The organism is Actinoplanes sp. NPDC051851, assembly GCF_040681165.1.
GTDB lineage: Bacteria > Actinomycetota > Actinomycetes > Mycobacteriales > Micromonosporaceae > Actinoplanes.
In genome coordinates this window covers 17,184-35,511 of sequence record NZ_JBFAYF010000079.1, presented here as the reverse complement: position 1 = coordinate 35,511, position 18,328 = coordinate 17,184, and the positions used below count along the sequence as shown (strand labels likewise).

Sequence of the window (18,328 nt, the reverse complement as noted above, 5' to 3'; positions counted from 1 at the left end):
AGCGACACGCGGCCACACCACATCCATCCGCGAGGGACAAAACGGTCACGCCGAAACGGACGGCGAGAGATCAAAACCCCCTGACGGATCGAGGTGGAGGACCGACTGCCAGTAGACGAGGTAGTCTCCGGCAGCCCCCTCGGCCTGCAGGTCAGCCTTCTCTGCGTCCAGATAGCCCGGCGGCTGCTTCGCCGAGACTCGACGCTTGCCCTCGTCCACCATCGCCGACCAATCACTCTCGTCCGGCTTTGGCAGGACTTTGCCTTTCAAGACAGCGCCTAGCCTCGTGAGCACGGTGTCCTCGTCGCTGGGCGTGTCCGGGGAAATTCGGTCCGGAACCACCTGGATCGCCCTCGTCTCAATCGAATCGAGGGCCTCCTTGAGATCGCCACGGAGACGCACCAGCAGTGGTTCGTCCATGGCAACCTGCTGAGCCCAGCGACCGAGGGCACCATCGGCATTGGATCGGCTCTTCTCCAGCGCATCGCGCAGCTCCTTCAGGGCCGCGCCAGGATTGCTGATGACCGACAGCCTGTTGCGATGAAACTCGACCAAAGACTGGTGCGGGACGACAAGTCGGTCGCCGAGAGCCTCCAAAATGCTCAGGACATCCGTTACCGTCTGCGCGTTGTACCGGTAGAGACTCAGCATCACATTGGCATCGAGGGCCACCACAGCGGTCGCCAATGCACGGTCGATGTCATCACTACTGGGTAGGTAGTAGCCCTCGAAACCATCGAACAATCCATGCACCCGGACCTCCAAGCGGCCAAACCGTACCCAAGAGGTAACAGCTTCGGCCATCCCGAACAAGGCTCCCGGTGAATGCACGACAAAGCCCGAACAGGCCTTGCCGATTCCCCTCAGGCCGATCCGAGGGCGTCGGCCACCACCCGGCCCAGGTCCTCGGTGCGGTGAGTACCTCCGAGATCCGGCGTTCGCACGTCCCCGGAGGACAGCACCGAATCGATCGCCGCTGCCGCCTCCGGGTAACCGAGGTGGTCGAGCATCAGGGCGCCGCCTTCGGTGTTCTCGCAGATGACGACGAAGTCGATGTCGCCGGGCTCGCGGCCGATCCGGCAGACGAGTCGATCTGGACGTCGGCGGCCGCGCCCAACTTCATCCATGATGCGACCACGGCCCGCCACCCCGCGGAGGCAGCCTTCCCGAGTTGGTGAATGAATTGCTTAAATCAGCGGGAAGAGTTTTCGGGGGACGGATCAAATCTACATAGATATACGTCAAAGCCCTGACCGCATCTACGCTGGTCAGGGCTTTCAACGGTCGGGCTGACAGGATTTGAACCTGCGACCCCTTGACCCCCAGTCAAGTGCGCTACCAAGCTGCGCTACAGCCCGATCCCGCTCCGCGGATCCGAGAACCCCCGGCGCGACATCTCCTACAGACTACCAACCTCACCCGTGCGCTTTTCCGCGACCCCCCGGCCCCGTCTTCTTCCGGGGCTTCACCGAGAGCTCGATCGGTGACCCCTCGAACCCGAACTCTTCTCGCAGCTTGCGTTCGATGAAGCGCAGGTACCCGGCATCGAACGGGCCCGTCGTGAACAGCACGAACCGGGGCGGTGAGACGCCGGCCTGGGTCGCGAACAGGGCCCGCGGCGCCCGTCCGCCCCGCACCGGGTGCGGCGTCGCCTGGGTCAGAGCCGTCAGCCACTGGTTGAGCGCGCCGGTCGGAACCCGGGTCTCCCACGAGGCCAGCGCCCGGCGGATCGCCGGGGCCAGCTTGTCGACCGCGCGGCCGGTCTTGGCCGAGATGTTGACGCGAACAGCCCAGGTCACCCGCTTGAGGTCGCGGTCGATCTCCTTGTCCAGGTAGAACCGGCGGTCGGCGTCGACCAGGTCCCACTTGTTGAAGGCGATGACCAGGGCGCGGCCGGACTCGATGACCTGGGTGATGACGCGCTGGTCCTGTTCGCTGATGACCTCGCCGGAGTCGAGCAGGACCACGGCGACCTCGGCGGCCTCGACCGCGCCGGCGGTGCGCAGGGAGGCGTAGTACTCCGTGCCCGAGGCCTGGTGGACGCGTTTGCGCAGACCGGCGGTGTCGACGAACTGCCAGACCTCGTTGTCCATCTCGACCAGGCTGTCGACCGGGTCGACCGTGGTGCCGGCGACCGAGTCCACGACCGCGCGTTCCTCGCGGGCCAAACGGTTGAGCAGGGAGGACTTGCCGACGTTGGGGCGGCCGACCAGGGCCACCCGGCGCGGGCCGCGCGGGCCGCCCTCGACCACCGGGGGAGTGGGCGGGAGCGCGGCGAGGATGCCGTCGAGCAGGTCGCCGGAGCCGCGGCCGTGCAGGGCGGAGATGGGGTGCGGCTCGCCGAGGCCCAGGGACCAGAGGGAGACGGCCTCCATCTCCAGGTTCTGGTTGTCGGCCTTGTTGGCGATCAGGATGACCGGCTTGTGGCTGCGGCGCAGCATCTTCACCGCGGCCTCGTCGACGTCCGTGGCGCCGACCGTCACGTCGACGACGAAGAGGACCACGTCGGCGGTCTGCACGGCGATCTCGGCCTGGGCGGCGATGGCGGCGGCGCGATCCTTGGCGTCCGGCTCCCAGCCGCCGGTGTCGACCACGGTGAATCGGCGGCCGGTCCACTGCGCGTCGTAGGGCACGCGGTCCCGGGTCACCCCGGGCACGTCCTCCACGACGGCCTGCCGGCGGCCGATGATGCGGTTGACCAGCGTCGATTTGCCCACGTTGGGGCGGCCGACGACGGCGACGACCGGGACGGGGCCGGAGTGCGACTCGCCGTCCTCGGAGGGGGAGGAGGAGATCAGATCAAGCCCACCCTCGAAATCGTTGATGTCGAGGTCGGCGGGAAACTCAGTCACTTACTTACCCTGCTGTCCAGAAGACGTTGAAGGTGCGCGACGACCTCGTCGATGCCCATTCCGGTGGTGTCCACCTCGATGGCGTCGGAGGCCTGGCGCAGCGGGTCGGCCGCGCGGCTGGAGTCCAGCTTGTCACGGCGGGCCAGGTCGGCCTCGGTGGCGGCCACGTCGGTGGCGTCCTCGGCGCTGCGCCGGGCGGCGCGGGCGGCGGCCGAGGCGGTCAGGTAGACCTTCAGGTCGGCGTCGGGGGCGACGACCGACGCGATGTCACGGCCCTCGACGATGATCCGGGGGTGCGCCGCGATGATCGCCCGCTGCTGCTCGACCAGGAACTTCCGCACGGCGGGGACGGCGGCGACGGCCGAGACCGCCCCGGTCACCTCCGGGCCGCGGATGGGCACGTCGACGTTGGTCCCGTTCGCCGCGAAGCTCGGTGCCTGAGGGTCGGTGCCGATCCGCAGTTCGGTCTCGAGCGCGACCTTGGCGATCGCCTCCGGGTCGGTCAGGTCGGCGCCGGACTCCAGCACCGCCCAGGTCACCGCGCGGTACATCGCGCCGGTGTCCAGGTACACCCCGTCGATCGCGGTGGCCAGACGCCGGGAGACGGTGGATTTGCCCGAGCCGGACGGGCCGTCGACCGCTACGACGCACTGTTCCGGCCGTACCTCTAGCGCCACCGTTCCTCCAAAAGTCCCCGGGCCAACAACCCTCCCATTGTGCCCGCCGCCGCGACACCCGGCGAACCGGGGCTCTTCCCCCAGGCTACCCAGGCCGGGTTCACCCTGCGAAGACACGTCGACACCCAACGTCAAGATCAAACCCTTCCTCGAGTACGGTCCTCGCGCTCCCGCCCCGCTCAAAAGGCGACCGGCGCGGGCACCGCGGCACACGGGCGCAGGGGAGTGCGGAAACGGTCACGCCGAGCACGACGACGGGCGAAACGCTCATCGCGAGCGCGACGGCACGCGGGCTCCGGTCGTACCCGGAAAGGGGTTAGAAGGAATAGCTGTGCCGGGTGGCGGCGGCGAGCTTGTGCAGCAGGTCGGCGGCGGTGAACGGCTTCTCGATGAAGGTGATGTCGCCGTCCAGCACGTGCGTGGTGCCGAGCAGGCCGTTGCTGTAGCCGGACATGTAGAGGACCGGCAGGCCGGGGCGGCGCTCGGTGAGCAGCTCGGCCAGCCGGCGACCGGACATCTCGGGCATGATCACGTCGGTCAGCAGGACGTCGACCTCGTGTGCCCCGAACAGTTCGAGGGCCTGCGCGCCGCTGACCGCGGTCAGGACGTGATAGCCGTTTCCGGTCAGGATGCGGGTGACGATGCGGGCCAGCGCCACCTCGTCCTCGACCACCAGCACGGTCCGTCCGCCGCCGGGTGGCGCGGCCTGCCGCTCCGGGACCATGGCCGACGTGCCGGCCTCGGCGAGCGGCAGGTAGATCCGGAACGTGGTGCCGACGCCCGGCTCGGAGTAGACGTTGATGCTGCCGCCCGCCTCGGTGACGATGCCGTAGACGGTGGCCAGGCCGAGTCCGGTGCCCCTGCCGACCGGCTTGGTGGTGTAGAACGGCTCGAAGATGTGCGCGATCACCTCGGCCGGCATCCCCTCGCCGGTGTCGCTGACCAGCAGCCGGGCGTAGGTGCCGGCCGGTAGCGGGGGCTGCATCTGCACCTCCTCGCCGTCGAGCGTGACGGTGTTCGCCTCCAGCACCAGTGTGCCGCCGTCGGCCATCGCGTCCCGGGCGTTGATCGCCAGGTTGAGCAGCACCTGGTTCAGCTGGCCCGGGTCGGCGTGCACGGCCAGCGGCGTGGTGGCGGGCGCCGTGATCAGATCGATGTGCGCGCCGATGGTGCGTTCCAGCATCGCCCGGACCTCGGCGATCGCCGCGTTGAGGTCGACGTCGCGGGGCTGGATGGCGTCGCCGCGGGTGAAGGTGAGCAGCTGCCGGGTCAGGTTGGTGGCGCGCTCGACCGCGGTGCGCACCTGGGTCAGGTCGGACTGGACGCCCGGTGTGCCGGCGGTCTCCTCGATCGCGAACTCGGTGTAGTTCGCGATGATCGCCAGGATGTTGTTGAAGTCGTGGGCGACGCCGCCGGCCAGCTTGCCGAGGCTCTCCATCCGCTGCGCCTGCTGGGTGCGCTCCTGGATCGCCCGCTGCCGCTCGGCCGCCTCCTTGGCCGCGGTGACGTCCCGGGCCACCGCCGAGATCCCGATGACCCGGTCCCGGTGGTCGAGGATCGGCGACACGCTGACCGAGACGTCGACCGGGGTGCCGTCGCTGCGCAGTCGCCGGGTCTCGTACGCGACCCCGCGCTCCCCGTTCCGGATCCGGGTCAGGACGTCCTCCTGGTGGTCCGCCCCGTCCTCGTCGGCGAGCATGACGGCGTGCTTGCCGAGCACGGCGCCGGCGGGGTAGCCGAAGAGCCGTTCGGCGCCGCCGTTCCACGCGGTGATGATCCCGTCCGGGGCGAGCCCGATGATCGCGTCGACGCTGTGCTCGACCACGGCGGCCAGGGTGGCCCGGTGCGCCTCGGCGATGTCCCGGGCGGCGCGCTCCCGGGCGTCCGCCTCGTCCAGCCGGTTCTTGCCGAACGGGTCGAGGTACATGGCGCCCGGGCCGAGCAGGATGCCGTACCCGCGCCGCAGGGTCCAGTAGTAGACGCCGACCCCGGCGGTGACGGCGTCCCAGACGGCCGACGCCCAGCCCCAGAACGGCGCGCCGTTGTGCGCGGTGTGCCCGGCGTGCGCCCCGGCCGCCAGGTACGCCCAGGTGATCGCGGCGTGCAGCCCGTGGCCCACCGCGCAGCTGAAGAAGATCAGCGCGGTGGCGGTGGCCAGCTTGTTGCTGATGAGCTGGCCGGCCCGGACGAGGGGCACCACGATGGCAACCATGATCGCCAGGTAGGCGGCCATGATGACCAGGTTGCCGATCAGGAAGATCTGGTCCTGCACGACTCCACCATCGGACGCCGGGTGCAGGACCTGAGAGCTGTCACTCACAGCGTCCACTGATTCGACGGATGTCATTGCCGCCAGGTCAAGCCCCGGACACTCGGAATCGGCTCATATTTTCCACAGAACGCGCTGGGCTGCGGCACAGTTTTCCCCCAGGCTCCGTCCATACGTTGCTGGCTCAGGGATTCCGCCGCCGATGCGGCACATTTTGCGGAGGGAAGCCAGGGCCATGCTCTATGCCTCGACCAAGCAGAACGAGTCGGACGAGAAGCGGGTGTTCGTCGACTCCACGGGGAAGCGGAAGAGGATTCTCGCCATCTCCGGTGGCCTCGCCGCCCTCGGCGCGTTCGCCTACATAGGGGTCGTGATCATGAGTGTCGTCCAGGCCCCGGAGGCCGAGCTCTCCACCAAGGCGACCGTGGCGGCCACGACGGCGGCCAAGAGCTCGGCGTCGACCGCGGCGAGCGGCAGCGCGAGCGCCGCGCCCAGCGCCGCCACCAGCGCGCAGCCGATCGCCTCGCCGGCGCCCCCGAACGGCCAGGACCCGTTCGGCGCCCCGCCCGGCGGCAACGCGCCGGCCGGACCGCGGTAGGTCCGGCCGGTGTCACAGGAAGCCGGGCCGGCCGGGGCCGGCCCCGGCTCGTCCGGCGCCGGGCCCGGCCCGCTGCACGACGGGCCGAGCCGGTTCGTCGCGGGCCCCGGCCTACTCGAAGTCGGTGAAGAGCTTGGTGAAGGCGTAGTCGGACTGGTCCACGCCGCTGCACGCCCCGCTGAGCTCGCCGTCGTCGCAGTCGCCGTTGTCCCGGTTGAGCGACCAGAAGCGGACGAAGCCCAGCCCGCTCTTCTCCGCGTAGGAGACCACGGTGCGCGCGTTCGCCACCGTGGTGACCCCGCCGGAGTCGTTGACGCCGATCATCGGGGTGATGCCGAGCATCGCCGAGATCCGGGCGTCGCTGCGCCCGGACCAGATCGCCGCCATGTCGTCGTGGACGGCCTGGGTGGTCTCGGTGATCGCGGTGGCCCAGTCCTCACCGGCGTCGTCGAAGTTCATCGTCATCGCGTTGACGGTGACCTCGACGCCGCCGGCCTTGGCGTCCTCCAGCAGGGCGATGCTCTCGTCGGTCAGGCCGACCGCGCTGCCGTCGGCCGGCACGGTCAGGGTGACCGCGGTGTTCCGGTCCTCCTGCAGCGCGGCGAGCGCGCCGATCACGGTGTCGTTGTCGACGTCCTGTTCGATGTCGACGTCGAGGTGGTTGCTCCCGGCCGCGTCCAGCGCCTTCTTGTACGCCGCGACCAGCTGCTTCTGCGAGCAGACGCTCTCCAGGTAGGTGCCGTCCGCGCCGCCGGTGGAGACGATCACGTCCCCGCCGAACGCGTCGATCTTGTCGATCCGGGCCTGGACCGTGCTGTTGTTCAGCGCCGTCGTCCCGCCCCAGGTGGGCGTGCACTCCCCGGAGCTGTCGGCGAGCACGAAGGCGAGCGTGAAGTCGGTCAGCCCGGTCTTCTTGTGGATCTCCTTGACGTCCGCGTCGGCGGTGATGTCGAGGTACGGCGCGACGGCGGGCATCGCCGGGATGGTCTCGGTCGGGGCCGGGCTCGCGGAGCTCTCGGAGGGGGACGCGGACGCCGACGCCGAGGCGGAGAGCGACGCCGGGGCGGAGGCGGTGACCGCCGGTGCCACCGAGTGGGTGGGGGCGGCTGCGGACATCCGGGACGGGATCGGGCTCGCGTCGGCCACCGTGCCCTCCTTGCACGCTCCGAGGAACAACAGCGCGCCTGTCGCGAGGCAGGTGAGGGGGCGGCGAATCCGATGCATGGCGGCATCATTGCATTTATCCCTTATATCGGTCTTCAACTATTTACCGGGATCGCCGCAAATCGGACTCCGACCATGTCCATTTCTCACCGAAATAGCCGGGGGTAAAGCCAGGTTTTGTGTAACGCGTCACAAACGAGAACACCAATCGGGCCGGGCGGACGGGGACGCCGGGCCGTTCAACGCTGGAAAGGAAATCCGTGACCGTCTACGCGTCGAAGGAGTCGGCGACACCGGAGGAACCGGCGCCACCGCCCTCTCCTCCACCCCAGGCACCACCGCTGAAGCTGAAGGTGCCCGAGCCGCGGTGGATCGTCTTCGCCGTACTGATCAGCCTCTTCGCGAGCATCCTGCTGGTCAACGGCCTGGTCCAGGGCGAGTTCACCCAGGACGGCGCCTCCGAGTCGACCGAGAACATCGACAAGGTGCCGGACGAGGCCTTCGACGGCGGTCCGATCATCCAGACCGACGGCACCACCACGAAGACCGCCGCGGTCGCGGACAAGCAGGTCGTGCTCACCTTCGACGACGGGCCGGACCCGACGTACACGCCGGAGGTCCTCGCGGTCCTGGCGAAGTACCACGTGACCGGCACCTTCTTCATGCTCGGCTCGCAGATCAGCAAGTACCCGAGCCTGGTCAAGCAGGTGAAGGACGCCGGCAACGAGATCGGCATCCACACGTTCACGCACCCCGACCTGGCCGGCAAGGGGGAGTGGCGGCGTACGGTCGAGATGCAGGAGACCCAGCTCGCGCTCGCCGGGGCAGCCGGCGTGACCAGCGTGATCTTCCGGCCGCCCTACTCCTCCACGAACGCCGCGCTGGACAACCGGACGTGGAACGTCATGAAGGACATGGGCAAGCGCGGCTACCTGACGGTCGTCAACAACCTGGACAGCCGGGACTGGGAGTCCGGCGTGACCAACGACGAGATCATCGAGGCGGTCACCCCGGACGACGGCGCCGGCGCGGTCCTGCTCTTCCACGACGCCGGTGGTGACCGCTCCAAGACCGCCTCCGCGCTGGACACGGTGATCCCGGAGCTGCAGAAGCAGGGCTACACCTTCACCACGATCGCCGCGACGGCCGGCCTGGACACGGTCAACCCGGAGGCCACCACCAACGAGCTGACGCTCGGCAAGGGCCTGGTCTTCGCGGTGCAGATCGCCGAGCACGTGACCACCGGGTTCGCCAGCCTGCTCGTGCTCTTCGGCGTCCTCACCATCGCCCGCCTGGTCCTGATGCTGGGACTCGGGCGGCGGCACGCGTCCCGGGACAGACCAGGAGGTAAACGGAGACCCGGGGCGTTCAAGTCGACCTGGGGGGCGCCGTACACGAAACCGGTCACGGTCATCGTGCCGGCGTACAACGAGAAGGAGTGCATCGCCGACACCGTCAACTCACTGGCGGCCAGCACCCACCCGATCCGGATCATCGTGGTCGACGACGGCTCCACCGACGGCACCGCGGAGATCGCCGAGCGGCTGGGCCACCCGAACGTGACGGTCGTCTGGCAGCCCAACTCGGGCAAGCCGGCCGCGCTCAACACGGGCATCGCGGCCGCCGACACCGAGATCGTGGTGATGATGGACGGCGACACGGTCTTCGAGCCGGACACCGTCAAGAACCTGGTCCAGCCGTTCGCGGACCGGGAGATCGGCGCGGTCGCCGGCAACGCGAAGATCGCCAACCGGAAGGGCATGATCGCCCTCTGGCAGCACATCGAGTACGTGGTCGGCTTCAGCATCGACCGGCGCGCGTACGACGTGATGCGCTGCATGTGCACGGTGCCCGGCGCGATCGGCGCGTTCCGCAAGCACGCGCTGCAGCGGGTCGGCTGCCTCTCCGAGGAGACCCTCGCCGAGGACACCGACCTGACCATCGCGCTGCTGCGGGACGGCTGGCGGGTCGTCTACGTGGAGGACGCGCGGGCGTGGACGGAGGCGCCGACCACCGTCGCGCAGCTGTGGAAACAGCGCTACCGCTGGTCGTACGGGACCATGCAGGCGATGTGGAAGCACCGGCACGCCCTCGTCGAGAAGGGCCGGGCCAAGTACGCCCGCCGTGGTCTGCTCAACCTGCTGCTCTTCCAGACCCTGATGCCGCTGCTCTCCCCGCTGATCGACGTCTTCCTGATCTACGGGCTCTTCTTCCTCGACACCGGCGAGACGCTGATGGCCTGGGGGCTGATGCTCGCCATGCAGATGGCCAGCACCTTCTACGCCTTCAAGCTGGACAAGGAGTCGACGAAGCCGGTCTGGCTGGTCCCGCTGCAGCAGTTCGTCTACCGGCAGCTGATGTACCTGGTGCTGATCCAGTCCACCCTCGCCGCCCTCGGCGGCATCCGCCTCGGCTGGCAGAAGCTGAAGCGGGCCGGTGGTCTCAGCGCCGCCATCAGCAAGAGTTAGTGCGGTACCCACCGAACAGTTCTCCTTCTAGCGTGACGGCATGACAGTCACGAACACCGGCGCCCGCGCCCGCCCCTCGATCATCGTCCTGACCGCGGTGATCGTCACCGTGCTGGCGTGGGCGTCGGCGTTCGTGGCCATCCGTGCCGTCCGCGACCACTTCCACCCCGGGCCGCTCGCGCTGGGCCGCCTGGTCACCGGCACCCTGGTGCTCTCCGCCGCGCTCCTGCTGCGCCGCACCTGGGTCCGCCCGACCCGGCGCGAATGGCTGTTCGTCGCCGTCTACGGTGCGGTCTGGCTCGGCTTCTACAACGTCGCGCTGAACGCCGCCGAGCAGCGCCTCGACGCGGGCACCGCGGCCATGCTGGTCAACATCGGGCCGCTGCTGATCGCCCTGCTGGCCGGCGCGTTCCTCGGCGAGGGCTTCCCGCGACCGCTCCTGATCGGCGCGGTGGTGGCCTTCGCCGGTGTCGTCCTGATCGGCGTGACCGGTGGGGGCGGCACCGCGGCCGACCCGCTCGGCGTCGTCCTCTGCCTGCTCTCGGCCGCCGCCTGGGCGATCGGCGCCACCGTGCAGAAGCCGGTCCTGCGCCGGCTGCCCGCCCTCCAGGTCACCTGGCTCGGCTGCGCGATCGGCACGCTGGTGACCCTGCCGTACGCCCCCGGCCTGCTCGGCGACCTGCGGGACGCCTCCGCCGCGTCGATCGCCGGGGTGGTCTACCTCGGCGTGGTGCCCACCGCTCTCGCCTTCGGCACCTGGGCGTACGCCCTGTCGCGGATGCCCGCCGGCCGGCTTGGCGTGACCACGTACCTGGTACCGCCGCTGACCATCCTGCTGGCCTGGCCGGTGCTGGGCGAGACCCCGCACCCGCTGGCCCTGCTCGGCGGCGCCGTCGCGCTGACCGGCGTCGCCCTCTCCCGGCGCCGCTGACCGTTCAGCGCCCGCCCCGGCCGTTCGCGGCATCGCGACCGTTCATGGCATGGACCGTTCGTGGCGCCCGCCGTTCAGCGGCTCTGGCCGTTCAGCGGCTCTGGCCGGGCTGCTGGTTCTGGTTCTGGTTCTGGCTCTGCGGCGCGGGCGGCATGCTCGGGTTGCCCATCTGCCGGGCCGGCGGGTTGGTCGACCAGCCGGCCTGGGCGGCCCCCGGGTTCCAGGACTGGTACGGCGCCTGGAACCCCTGCCGGGCGAGCGCCGCCGCGTCGCTCTGCATCCCGGCGTCGGGGGAGGGTGCCGCCCCGAACGTGTAGCTCGCCGGCATGCTGGGCTGCTGGTTCTGCACCCGCGACGCCGCCAGCCGCTGCTCGCGTTCCCGGTCCCGGCGCGCGGCGATGTCCCTCTGGCTCAGGAAGTTGAGCATCTGGGCGCTCTGATGCCGCTGCTGGGCGTTGGCCGGCAACTCGTACCCCTGGTCCCGGGGCAGGTCACGGGACCGATCCGCCAGCCGCGGATCGGGATGCGTGAACCCCTCGCTCAACCACGACCGGTTCCGTTCCTGCTCACTCATCGCCCGTCCTCCGCTCTCCCCGGGCTCCCCTGCTCTCTGAAGGGACGCCTACCGGAAACGACGTGGAAACACGCCTCCCCGTTCCCTCCATCGGTGGTGATGACTGCCACTGCGGTGGCCGGAGCGAGGGCACAATGGTGGGTGCGACGAGCGCGACAGGGCTTCCGGACGTCGTGAACGGTGACCGAGGAGGTTTCTGATGACCGTGCTGGACATCCGTAAGGTGGGTGACCCGGTGCTGCGCCGGGTCGCCGCGCCGGTGACCGATTTCGATGCCGAGCTGGCCGTGCTCGTGCGTGATCTGACCGAGACGCTGGAGCGCTCCCGCGGGGCCGGGCTGGCCGCTCCGCAGATCGGCGTCAGCCTGCGCGTCTTCGCGATCAACCCCGATCTGCCGGGCAACGAGCTGCGCCTCGACCACCTGGTCAACCCGGTGCTGGAGTTCCCGGACGAGGAGGTCCAGGACGGTCCCGAGGGCTGCCTCTCCATTCCGGGCATCTACCTCGACACCCGGCGCCGCCTCAACACCGTCGCCCGCGGGTACACCAGGCAGGGCGATCCGGTGCAGGTCGTCGGCGCCGGGCTGCTCGCCCGCTGCATGCAGCACGAGACCGACCACCTGGACGGCGTCCTCTTCGTCGACCACCAGGACGAGGCTGGCCGCCGCCGCATCCTGGACACCCTGCGCGAGGCCGCCTGGTCCGCCGAGCTCCCCGAGCTGCGCGTCAGCCCGCACTGAACCCCCCGTTCCCCGCACGGCCCGGAGTCTCTCTCCGGGCCGTTTCTTTTGCGGTACGTCATGAGCCCGCTCACATCCGACCGGAAGAGGCCAGTGGACTCTTATAGTGGAGTGCACAAGGTTCCACTGGCCTCTTATAAGGGGAAGCGTCATGAGCAAGGTCTGGCTGATCACCGGCACGTCCCGCGGTCTCGGCCGCGCGCTCGCCGAGGCGGTGCTGGAGTCCGGCGACCTCCTGGTGGCCACCGCCCGCCGGCCGGAGCAGCTGCGCGATCTCACCGCGAAGCACGGCGACCGGGTCCGCGCGGTCGCCCTCGACGTGACCGACCCGGACGGTGCCCGGTCCGCGGTCGCCACCGCCGTCGGCGCCTTCGGGCGGCTGGACGTCCTGGTCAACAACGCCGGGTACGCCGACGTCGCGGCGATCGAGGACATGCCCGCCGACGAGTTCCGGGCCCAGATCGAGGCGAACTTCTTCGGCGTGGTCAACCTGACCCGGGCCGCGCTGCCGGTGATGCGGGACCAGGGTGCCGGCCACGTCATCCAGGTCTCCTCGGTCGGCGGGCGGGTCGGCGGGCCCGGGCTCGGGGCGTACCAGGCCGCCAAGTGGGCGGTCGGCGGCTTCTCCGAGGTCCTCTCCCGGGAGGTGGCCCCGCTCGGCATCCGGGTCACCATCGCCGAGCCGGGCGGGATGCGCACCGACTGGGCCGGCACGTCGATGGCCGAGCACCCGATCAGCGACGCGTACCGCCCGGTCATCGAGCCCGCGGTGAGCCGCCTGCGCGCCGCCGACGGCACCCAGCCGGGCGACCCCGCGCGCGTCGCCCGGGTGCTGATCGACGTCGCCGCCCACCCGGAGCCCCCGCTGCACCTGCTGCTCGGCGCCGACGCGGTCGCGGTGGCCCGGGCACAGGCCGACCGGCTCGCCGCCACCGACGCGCAGTGGCGCGCGGTCAGCGAGTCGGTCGCCTACGCGGGGTAGTCTCGCCACTCGATGAGCCCCGAGACGAGTCCCGAGACGAGTCCCGAGACGAGTTCCGCGCCGAGTCCTTCGCCGGGCTGCGAGACGAGTCCCGGCCTGGACTTTCAGCGCGCCCGCAGCCCCGAGCAGCGGGAGGCCCGCCGCCGCGCCATCCTCGGCGAGGCGGCGGCCCTGCTCACCGAGATGCCGCTGGCCGACGTCAGCCTGCGCGAGCTGGCCCGCCGCGTCGGCCTCTCCAAGACCAACGTGGTCCGCTACTTCGAGACCCGCGAGGCGGTCTTCTTCGCCCTGCTCAACCAGTCCCTCGACGACTGGCTGACCGATCTCGATCTCCCCACGGCGACTCCCGGCGCGGTACCCGGCGGCCCGGCCGGTCCGGCGGTGGTGCCCGATGGCTCGGCCGGTCCGGCGGCCGTGCCCGGCGCGCCGGCCGATGCGGTGGCCGTCGTCGGCGCGCTGGCCCGGTCGCTGGCCGGGCGGCCGGTGATCTGTGAGCTGTGGAGCGCCCTCGGCCGCGAGCTGGAGCGCAACATCTCGGCCGGGACGGTCCGCGAGTTCAAGCTCGCCCACACCGCCCTGCAGTCCCGGCTGGCGGCGCTGCTGACCGACCGGATCCCGGCCCTCTCCGACGCCGCGGCGCGCGAGCTCGTCGCCACCACGATCCTGCTGATCGCCGGGCTCTGGCCCTTCGCCAATCCGTCCCCGCAGGTGGCGGAGGCCGTCACCGACCCTCGGCTGGCCCACTCCCGGGTCGACTTCGCGGACCGCCTGAGCCGGAGCCTGCAGGTCACCCTGGCCGGGCTGCTCGCCCTGGGCTGAGCGGGCCGTTCACCCCGGGCCGGGGCGGTCACCAGTTCGGCGGCTCGATGTCGATCGAGGAGCGGCGACCGGTCTCCATGCTGCGGGTCTGCGGGTGGTGCGGTCCGTAGACCCGGCGGAACTGGGCGATCGTCTCCTGCCGGGCGACGCGGGCGGCCTCGGCGTTCCCGGTCGCCTCGAGGTCGAGCACGTAGTTCTGCCGGCAGGAGACGGTCTGCGGATGCTCCTCGCCGTACGTCCGTACCAGGCCGTCGAGCGCCTCCTTGTTCAGATCCCGGGCCGCCTCGACCTCGCCGGCCACCGCGAGATCGTTGGCCAGGTTCATCGACGCGCAGTAGGTGTAGAGGTGGTCGTCGCCGAGCCGGCTGCGGAACCCGGCCAGGCTCTGCTCGTCCAGCTCCCGCGCGGTGGGATGGTGCACGAGCAGGCGCATCACGGTGGCGAGGTTGGTCGACGCCGCGAGCGTGAAAGGGTGCTCCGCGCCGAGCCGGGACCGGAGCGCCTCCACCGCGTCCTCGCCGACGACGCGTGCCTCGGTCAGCTGGCCGACCGCGGTGAGGCAGTTGCTGTAGGTCATCAGCGCGAGGATGGTGTCCGGCGCGTTCCCGCCCAGGCTGCGCCGGGCGGTCTCGGCCAGGATCCGGCCCATCTCGTACGCCTCGACCGGCGACCCGATCTTGCGCAGCGTGATGACGTGGATCCGGGTCGACTTGATCACCTCGGTGTGCTCCTCGCCGAGCACCCGGCGCTGGGTGGGCAGCCACTCGTTCAGCAGGTCCAGGGCCTCCTGGTAGTTCCCCAGCCCGTAGTAGTCGCGGGCCAGGTTGCTGAACATCCGCAGGGTGTCCGGGTGCTCGTTGCCGAGCGTGTTCTGCAGCCGGGAGAAGGTCTCCTCGTCGACGATGCGGGCCTCGTCGAAGCGGGCCATCAGGCGGTAGTCGACGGCCAGGTTGTTGGCGGCCCGGAAGGTGTTCCGGTCGTCCAGGCCGAAGATGCTCCGGTGGATGGCGAGCAGGTCGACGTCGAGCGCCTGGGCGGCCGGCCAGTCACCGAGCAGGCGCAGGTCGGCGCCGCGGCTGTTGCCGATCGAGATGGTGATCTCGTGGTCGGCGCCGAGCGAGGCGACGGAGAGCTCGTAGATCTCCTTGTTGAGGTTCCGGGCCTCGGTCACCGAGCCGAGCGCGCGCAGGGCCATCGCCCGCTGCTGCTCGGCGACGAGCGTGTGCTCGTGCGCCGGGCCGAGCATCGTGGTCCACCGGCTCGCGGCGAGCGCCGCCAGTTCCCGGCTGCTCTCCAGGTCGCCGCGGACCCAGCGGTACCGGATCTGGTCGAGCACCACCCGGCGTACCTCGTCGCGGGTGCCCTCGACCAGGTTCGCGGGGACGACGTGCGCGGAGAGCTCCTCGTGCCGGCTCCAGGTCTCCTGCTCGTCCGGGTCGCTGGGGTTCGCGGAGGCGAGGAGCGAGTGCACGTTGGCGACGTACTGCTCGCGGACCTCCGGGGTGAGCCGGTCGCGCAGCAGCGCCTGGACCAGCCGGTGCACCTGGAAGCTGTTCTTGGCCGGGTCCACCTTGGCGAGCCCGTACCGGTCGATGTCCCGGACCGCACGCCGGGCGATCATCTCGTTGTTGAGGGCCTCGCCGAGCGGCCCGGGCAGTTGGGCGGCGATGTGCCGGCCGTTGCGCAGCAGGCGTACCGAGATCGGCTCGCTGCTGAGGAACGCGCACATCTCCAGCATCTGCAGCGCGGCAGGGGCCCGCTGGGTCAACTGCTCGAAGGCGAGGCCGAACACCTCGGCGACCGGGCGGGGGTAGTCGGCGGGCGCCTCCTCGGAGAGCAGCGTCAGCGCCTGCTGGGAGAGCAGTTCCAGGTAGACGCTGGCCGGAGTGCCGGTCGCCTCCTGCCAGGCCGCCGACTGCTCGAGGGCGAGCGGCAGGTCGCCGAGCCGTTCGGCGAGGGTGTCCGCGTCCTCCGGGGAGATCCCGGGCAGCCGCCGGCGGAGCAGCGCCACGCTCTCGTCCCGCTCGAAGACGTCCACCTCGACGGTCTGCGCGAAGCTGGACCAGTTCCGGTTGCGGGAGGTGATCAGGATGTGCCCGCTGGGATTGGAGAGGAACGGCTCGAGCGCGGCCGCGGTGTCGGCGTTGTCGAAGACCAGCAGCCAGCGGCGGAACGGCGTCTGGGTACGCAGCGCGTCGTTGATCGCGCGCAGCCGCTCGTTCGGGTCCTCGTACGCCGGGACGTTGAGCCGCGGTGCCATCGCGTTCAGCGCCTCGCGGACCTGGGAGGCCTGCTCGCTGGGGATCCACCAGATCAGGTCGTAGTCGCTGCGGTACTGGTAGACGTACTCGACGGCGAGCTGGGTCTTGCCCACGCCGCCGAGCCCGTGCAGGGTGTGCGGCAGCACCGCGGTGACCTTGCTGGTCAGCTGTTCCCGGAGGGAGAGGAGCAGGTCGGCCCGCCCGGTGAAGTTCGGGTTCCGGGGCGGGACGCCGCCCCAGACGACGGGCTGCTGCGTACCGGGAAGCGGGGACGTGGACACGGTTCCTCCACTGAAGACAGCGCTTTCGCCGAGGCCGGCACGGGGACGCCGGCGGTGGGGACTCGGATTCTGGTTTCCGGACTGCTCCGAACGTCGCACGAACTCGGCCAGTTGGTCGGCGAGATTCTCGTACCGTCCACCGAGCGTGCGCAGTACGGTCTGGGCGACCTCGGCGAACGGGCGGCTGGTCTCGTCCAGCGCGCCCGGCAGGCCGACGCCCGCCACCAGCGCGGGGAAGTCGAGCGCCGCGCCGTACCGGCGGCCGATGAACTCACTGACCCGGGAGAGCACCCGGAGCGCGGTGCCGGATTCCAGCGCCGAGGTCAGGATCTCCCGGGTACCGGGCTGGAAGTCGTAGCGGACCCGCTCGGCGTCCTGGCTCGCGAGGTGCGGGGTGGTGCGCACGAGCAGCCCGCTGAGGAAGAGCTCGGCGAGGTGCCGGGGCCGGGACGCGGGCATCATGGTGTGCTGGACCAGCCGCATCACCGGCAGGTTGAGCGGTGCCGCGGACAGGTAGGTGGCGAGGGCGAACGCCTCGGGGGAGATGTCCGCGCGGATCCGGGCGAGGAGCTCGGCGGGATCGTCGGTCTGCTCGGTGACGGTGGTCCGGCCCGCGAAGATCCGGCCGCGGGGACTCCAGCCGGTGAAGGTGGCGGCGCCCCAGACCGCCTCGCCACCGGGCGCGGCCACCAGCCGGGTCCACGGGGCCAGCCACCGGGGCTCCCACTCCATCACCGGGATGGGTACGCCCGCGGGCCGGTACTCGGTGCCCTGGGTGGCCACCCGGAGCCGGCTGTTGGCGGTGCCCGGCACCGGCGCGTTGAGCCGGGCCCGGACGATGTCGAGGGCGCACCGGTGCCACAGCCGCTGCGGCAGGGGCTGGATCAGCGCCACCGGCCCGGCCCGGCCCCACATCTCCATCCAGTTCAGCGGGGTGCGCCGGAGCCAGACCGGCCCCACGCAGTCGCTGATCATGATGATCATCCGGCGGCCGTCGGCGGAGACCAGCTCGCGGGGATGACGGATGCCGCCCGGCCGGTTCGGGTGCCGGCTGCGCCCGTCCCGGAGCAGCGGCGGTGCGTGCCCGTCCAGCCCCGGGTCCATCCGCCACAGCCGTACGTCCCGGAACGCACCGAGACGCTCCAGCAGGACCTGCAACTCGGCGACGGTCCGGCGCCAGACGACCATGGACGGCGAGTCGTCCACCACGATGGCCAGGTCGAGCCAGCGCTCCTCGCCGGGGCGGAAGACCGGGATCGGCCGGCCCGCGGTCGCGCTCGCCTCGGCGGTCGCCGGCTCGTCCAGCTCCTCGTTCCAGCGTCCCGGCGCCCGCCGCCGTAGCGGCCGCAGCGCCTGGGAGGTCCGGAGCGTCTGGCTCAGGGCCGGTACGGCCGGTGCCCGGGTGGGCAGCCCGGTGGACCGGGTGGTGGTCTCGCCGTCGAGGTAGAGCGAGGCCGCGCCGTCCTCCGGGGGCGGGGCGGGTGCCGGGTGCCGGGACTCCGGCGGGGGCGGCGTACGGCGCGGCGGGCCGGTCGCCGGGGTGCCGGCCGGGTCACCCGCGCCGCCCGGCTCCGGCACGGTGCCACCCCGCCCGGCGCCCCGGCGCAGACCGTGCGGCGGGAGCTGGGACGCGAGCCAGAGGATCTCGGCCAGACTCGTCGGATCGGTCTGCCCGAGATGCCGGGTGAGGGCCGTGATCGTCTCGTCCATGTG

14 protein-coding genes and 1 tRNA gene are annotated in these 18,328 nt (G+C 70.9%); 6 read left to right on the top strand and 9 right to left on the bottom strand.

Annotated features, from left to right (window positions below; genetic code table 11):
- Positions 1-45 precede the first annotated feature (45 nt).
- The 6 genes from AB0M08_RS42015 to AB0M08_RS41990 all read right to left on the bottom strand — a co-directional run bounded on the left by AB0M08_RS42015 (position 46) and on the right by AB0M08_RS41990 (position 5,801).
- A complete protein-coding gene (locus AB0M08_RS42015) occupies positions 46-765 on the bottom strand; it encodes a PIN-like domain-containing protein (RefSeq protein WP_364506150.1) in 720 nt (239 codons plus the stop codon).
- Positions 766-863: 98 nt separating this feature from the next.
- Positions 864-1,148, bottom strand: coding sequence for a hypothetical protein (locus tag AB0M08_RS42010; RefSeq protein ID WP_364506148.1), 285 nt, complete (start codon positions 1,146-1,148; stop codon positions 864-866).
- A gap of 136 nt (positions 1,149-1,284) precedes the next feature.
- Positions 1,285-1,358, bottom strand: a tRNA-Pro gene (locus tag AB0M08_RS42005).
- 57 nt (positions 1,359-1,415) lie between these two features.
- Positions 1,416-2,798 carry a ribosome biogenesis GTPase Der gene (gene der, locus AB0M08_RS42000; RefSeq protein ID WP_364506153.1) on the bottom strand — a complete coding sequence of 461 codons (1,383 nt, stop codon included), beginning with the start codon at positions 2,796-2,798 and terminating at the stop codon, positions 1,416-1,418.
- Between the two features lie 50 nt (positions 2,799-2,848).
- The gene (cmk, locus tag AB0M08_RS41995) at positions 2,849-3,529 is read right to left on the bottom strand and encodes a (d)CMP kinase (protein ID WP_364506145.1); all 681 of its coding nucleotides are present in this window, start codon (positions 3,527-3,529) and stop codon (positions 2,849-2,851) included.
- A 316-nt stretch (positions 3,530-3,845) separates the two neighbouring features.
- Positions 3,846-5,801, bottom strand: coding sequence for a PAS domain S-box protein (locus tag AB0M08_RS41990; RefSeq protein WP_364506143.1), 1,956 nt, complete (start codon positions 5,799-5,801; stop codon positions 3,846-3,848).
- Between the two features lie 232 nt (positions 5,802-6,033).
- On the opposite strand from AB0M08_RS41990, the gene AB0M08_RS41985 reads away from it, so the two are divergent.
- Positions 6,034-6,396, top strand: coding sequence for a hypothetical protein (locus AB0M08_RS41985; protein WP_364506140.1), 363 nt, complete (start codon positions 6,034-6,036; stop codon positions 6,394-6,396).
- Between the two features lie 111 nt (positions 6,397-6,507).
- Here the strand turns inward: AB0M08_RS41985 and AB0M08_RS41980 are convergent, their stop codons facing one another.
- Positions 6,508-7,542 carry a glycosyl hydrolase gene (locus AB0M08_RS41980; protein ID WP_364506138.1) on the bottom strand — a complete coding sequence of 345 codons (1,035 nt, stop codon included), beginning with the start codon at positions 7,540-7,542 and terminating at the stop codon, positions 6,508-6,510.
- Between the two features lie 278 nt (positions 7,543-7,820).
- On the opposite strand from AB0M08_RS41980, the gene AB0M08_RS41975 reads away from it, so the two are divergent.
- A complete protein-coding gene (locus AB0M08_RS41975) occupies positions 7,821-10,028 on the top strand; it encodes a bifunctional polysaccharide deacetylase/glycosyltransferase family 2 protein (RefSeq protein WP_364506135.1) in 2,208 nt (735 codons plus the stop codon).
- A gap of 40 nt (positions 10,029-10,068) precedes the next feature.
- Positions 10,069-10,959 carry a DMT family transporter gene (locus tag AB0M08_RS41970; protein WP_364506132.1) on the top strand — a complete coding sequence of 297 codons (891 nt, stop codon included), beginning with the start codon at positions 10,069-10,071 and terminating at the stop codon, positions 10,957-10,959.
- 91 nt (positions 10,960-11,050) lie between these two features.
- On the opposite strand, the gene AB0M08_RS41965 is transcribed toward AB0M08_RS41970, so the two are convergent.
- A complete protein-coding gene (locus tag AB0M08_RS41965) occupies positions 11,051-11,533 on the bottom strand; it encodes a hypothetical protein (RefSeq protein ID WP_364506130.1) in 483 nt (160 codons plus the stop codon).
- A 199-nt stretch (positions 11,534-11,732) separates the two neighbouring features.
- Here AB0M08_RS41965 and def point away from each other — a divergent pair, with 199 nt between their 5' ends.
- The 3 genes from def to AB0M08_RS41950 all read left to right on the top strand — a co-directional run bounded on the left by def (position 11,733) and on the right by AB0M08_RS41950 (position 14,073).
- Positions 11,733-12,272: a peptide deformylase gene (gene def, locus AB0M08_RS41960; protein ID WP_364506127.1), complete on the top strand. Its 540-nt coding sequence runs from the start codon at positions 11,733-11,735 to the stop codon at positions 12,270-12,272.
- Positions 12,273-12,423: 151 nt separating this feature from the next.
- Positions 12,424-13,254: an oxidoreductase gene (locus AB0M08_RS41955; protein WP_364506125.1), complete on the top strand. Its 831-nt coding sequence runs from the start codon at positions 12,424-12,426 to the stop codon at positions 13,252-13,254.
- Between the two features lie 12 nt (positions 13,255-13,266).
- Entirely contained in the window at positions 13,267-14,073 is an 807-nt protein-coding gene (locus tag AB0M08_RS41950) for a TetR/AcrR family transcriptional regulator (RefSeq protein ID WP_364506122.1), read from the top strand.
- A 28-nt stretch (positions 14,074-14,101) separates the two neighbouring features.
- Here AB0M08_RS41950 and fxsT read toward each other — a convergent pair whose 3' ends face one another.
- On the bottom strand, positions 14,102-18,325 hold the full coding sequence (gene fxsT / locus AB0M08_RS41945; RefSeq protein ID WP_364506120.1) for an FxSxx-COOH system tetratricopeptide repeat protein: 4,224 nt from the start codon (positions 18,323-18,325) through the stop codon (positions 14,102-14,104).
- Positions 18,326-18,328: the final 3 nt, after the last annotated feature.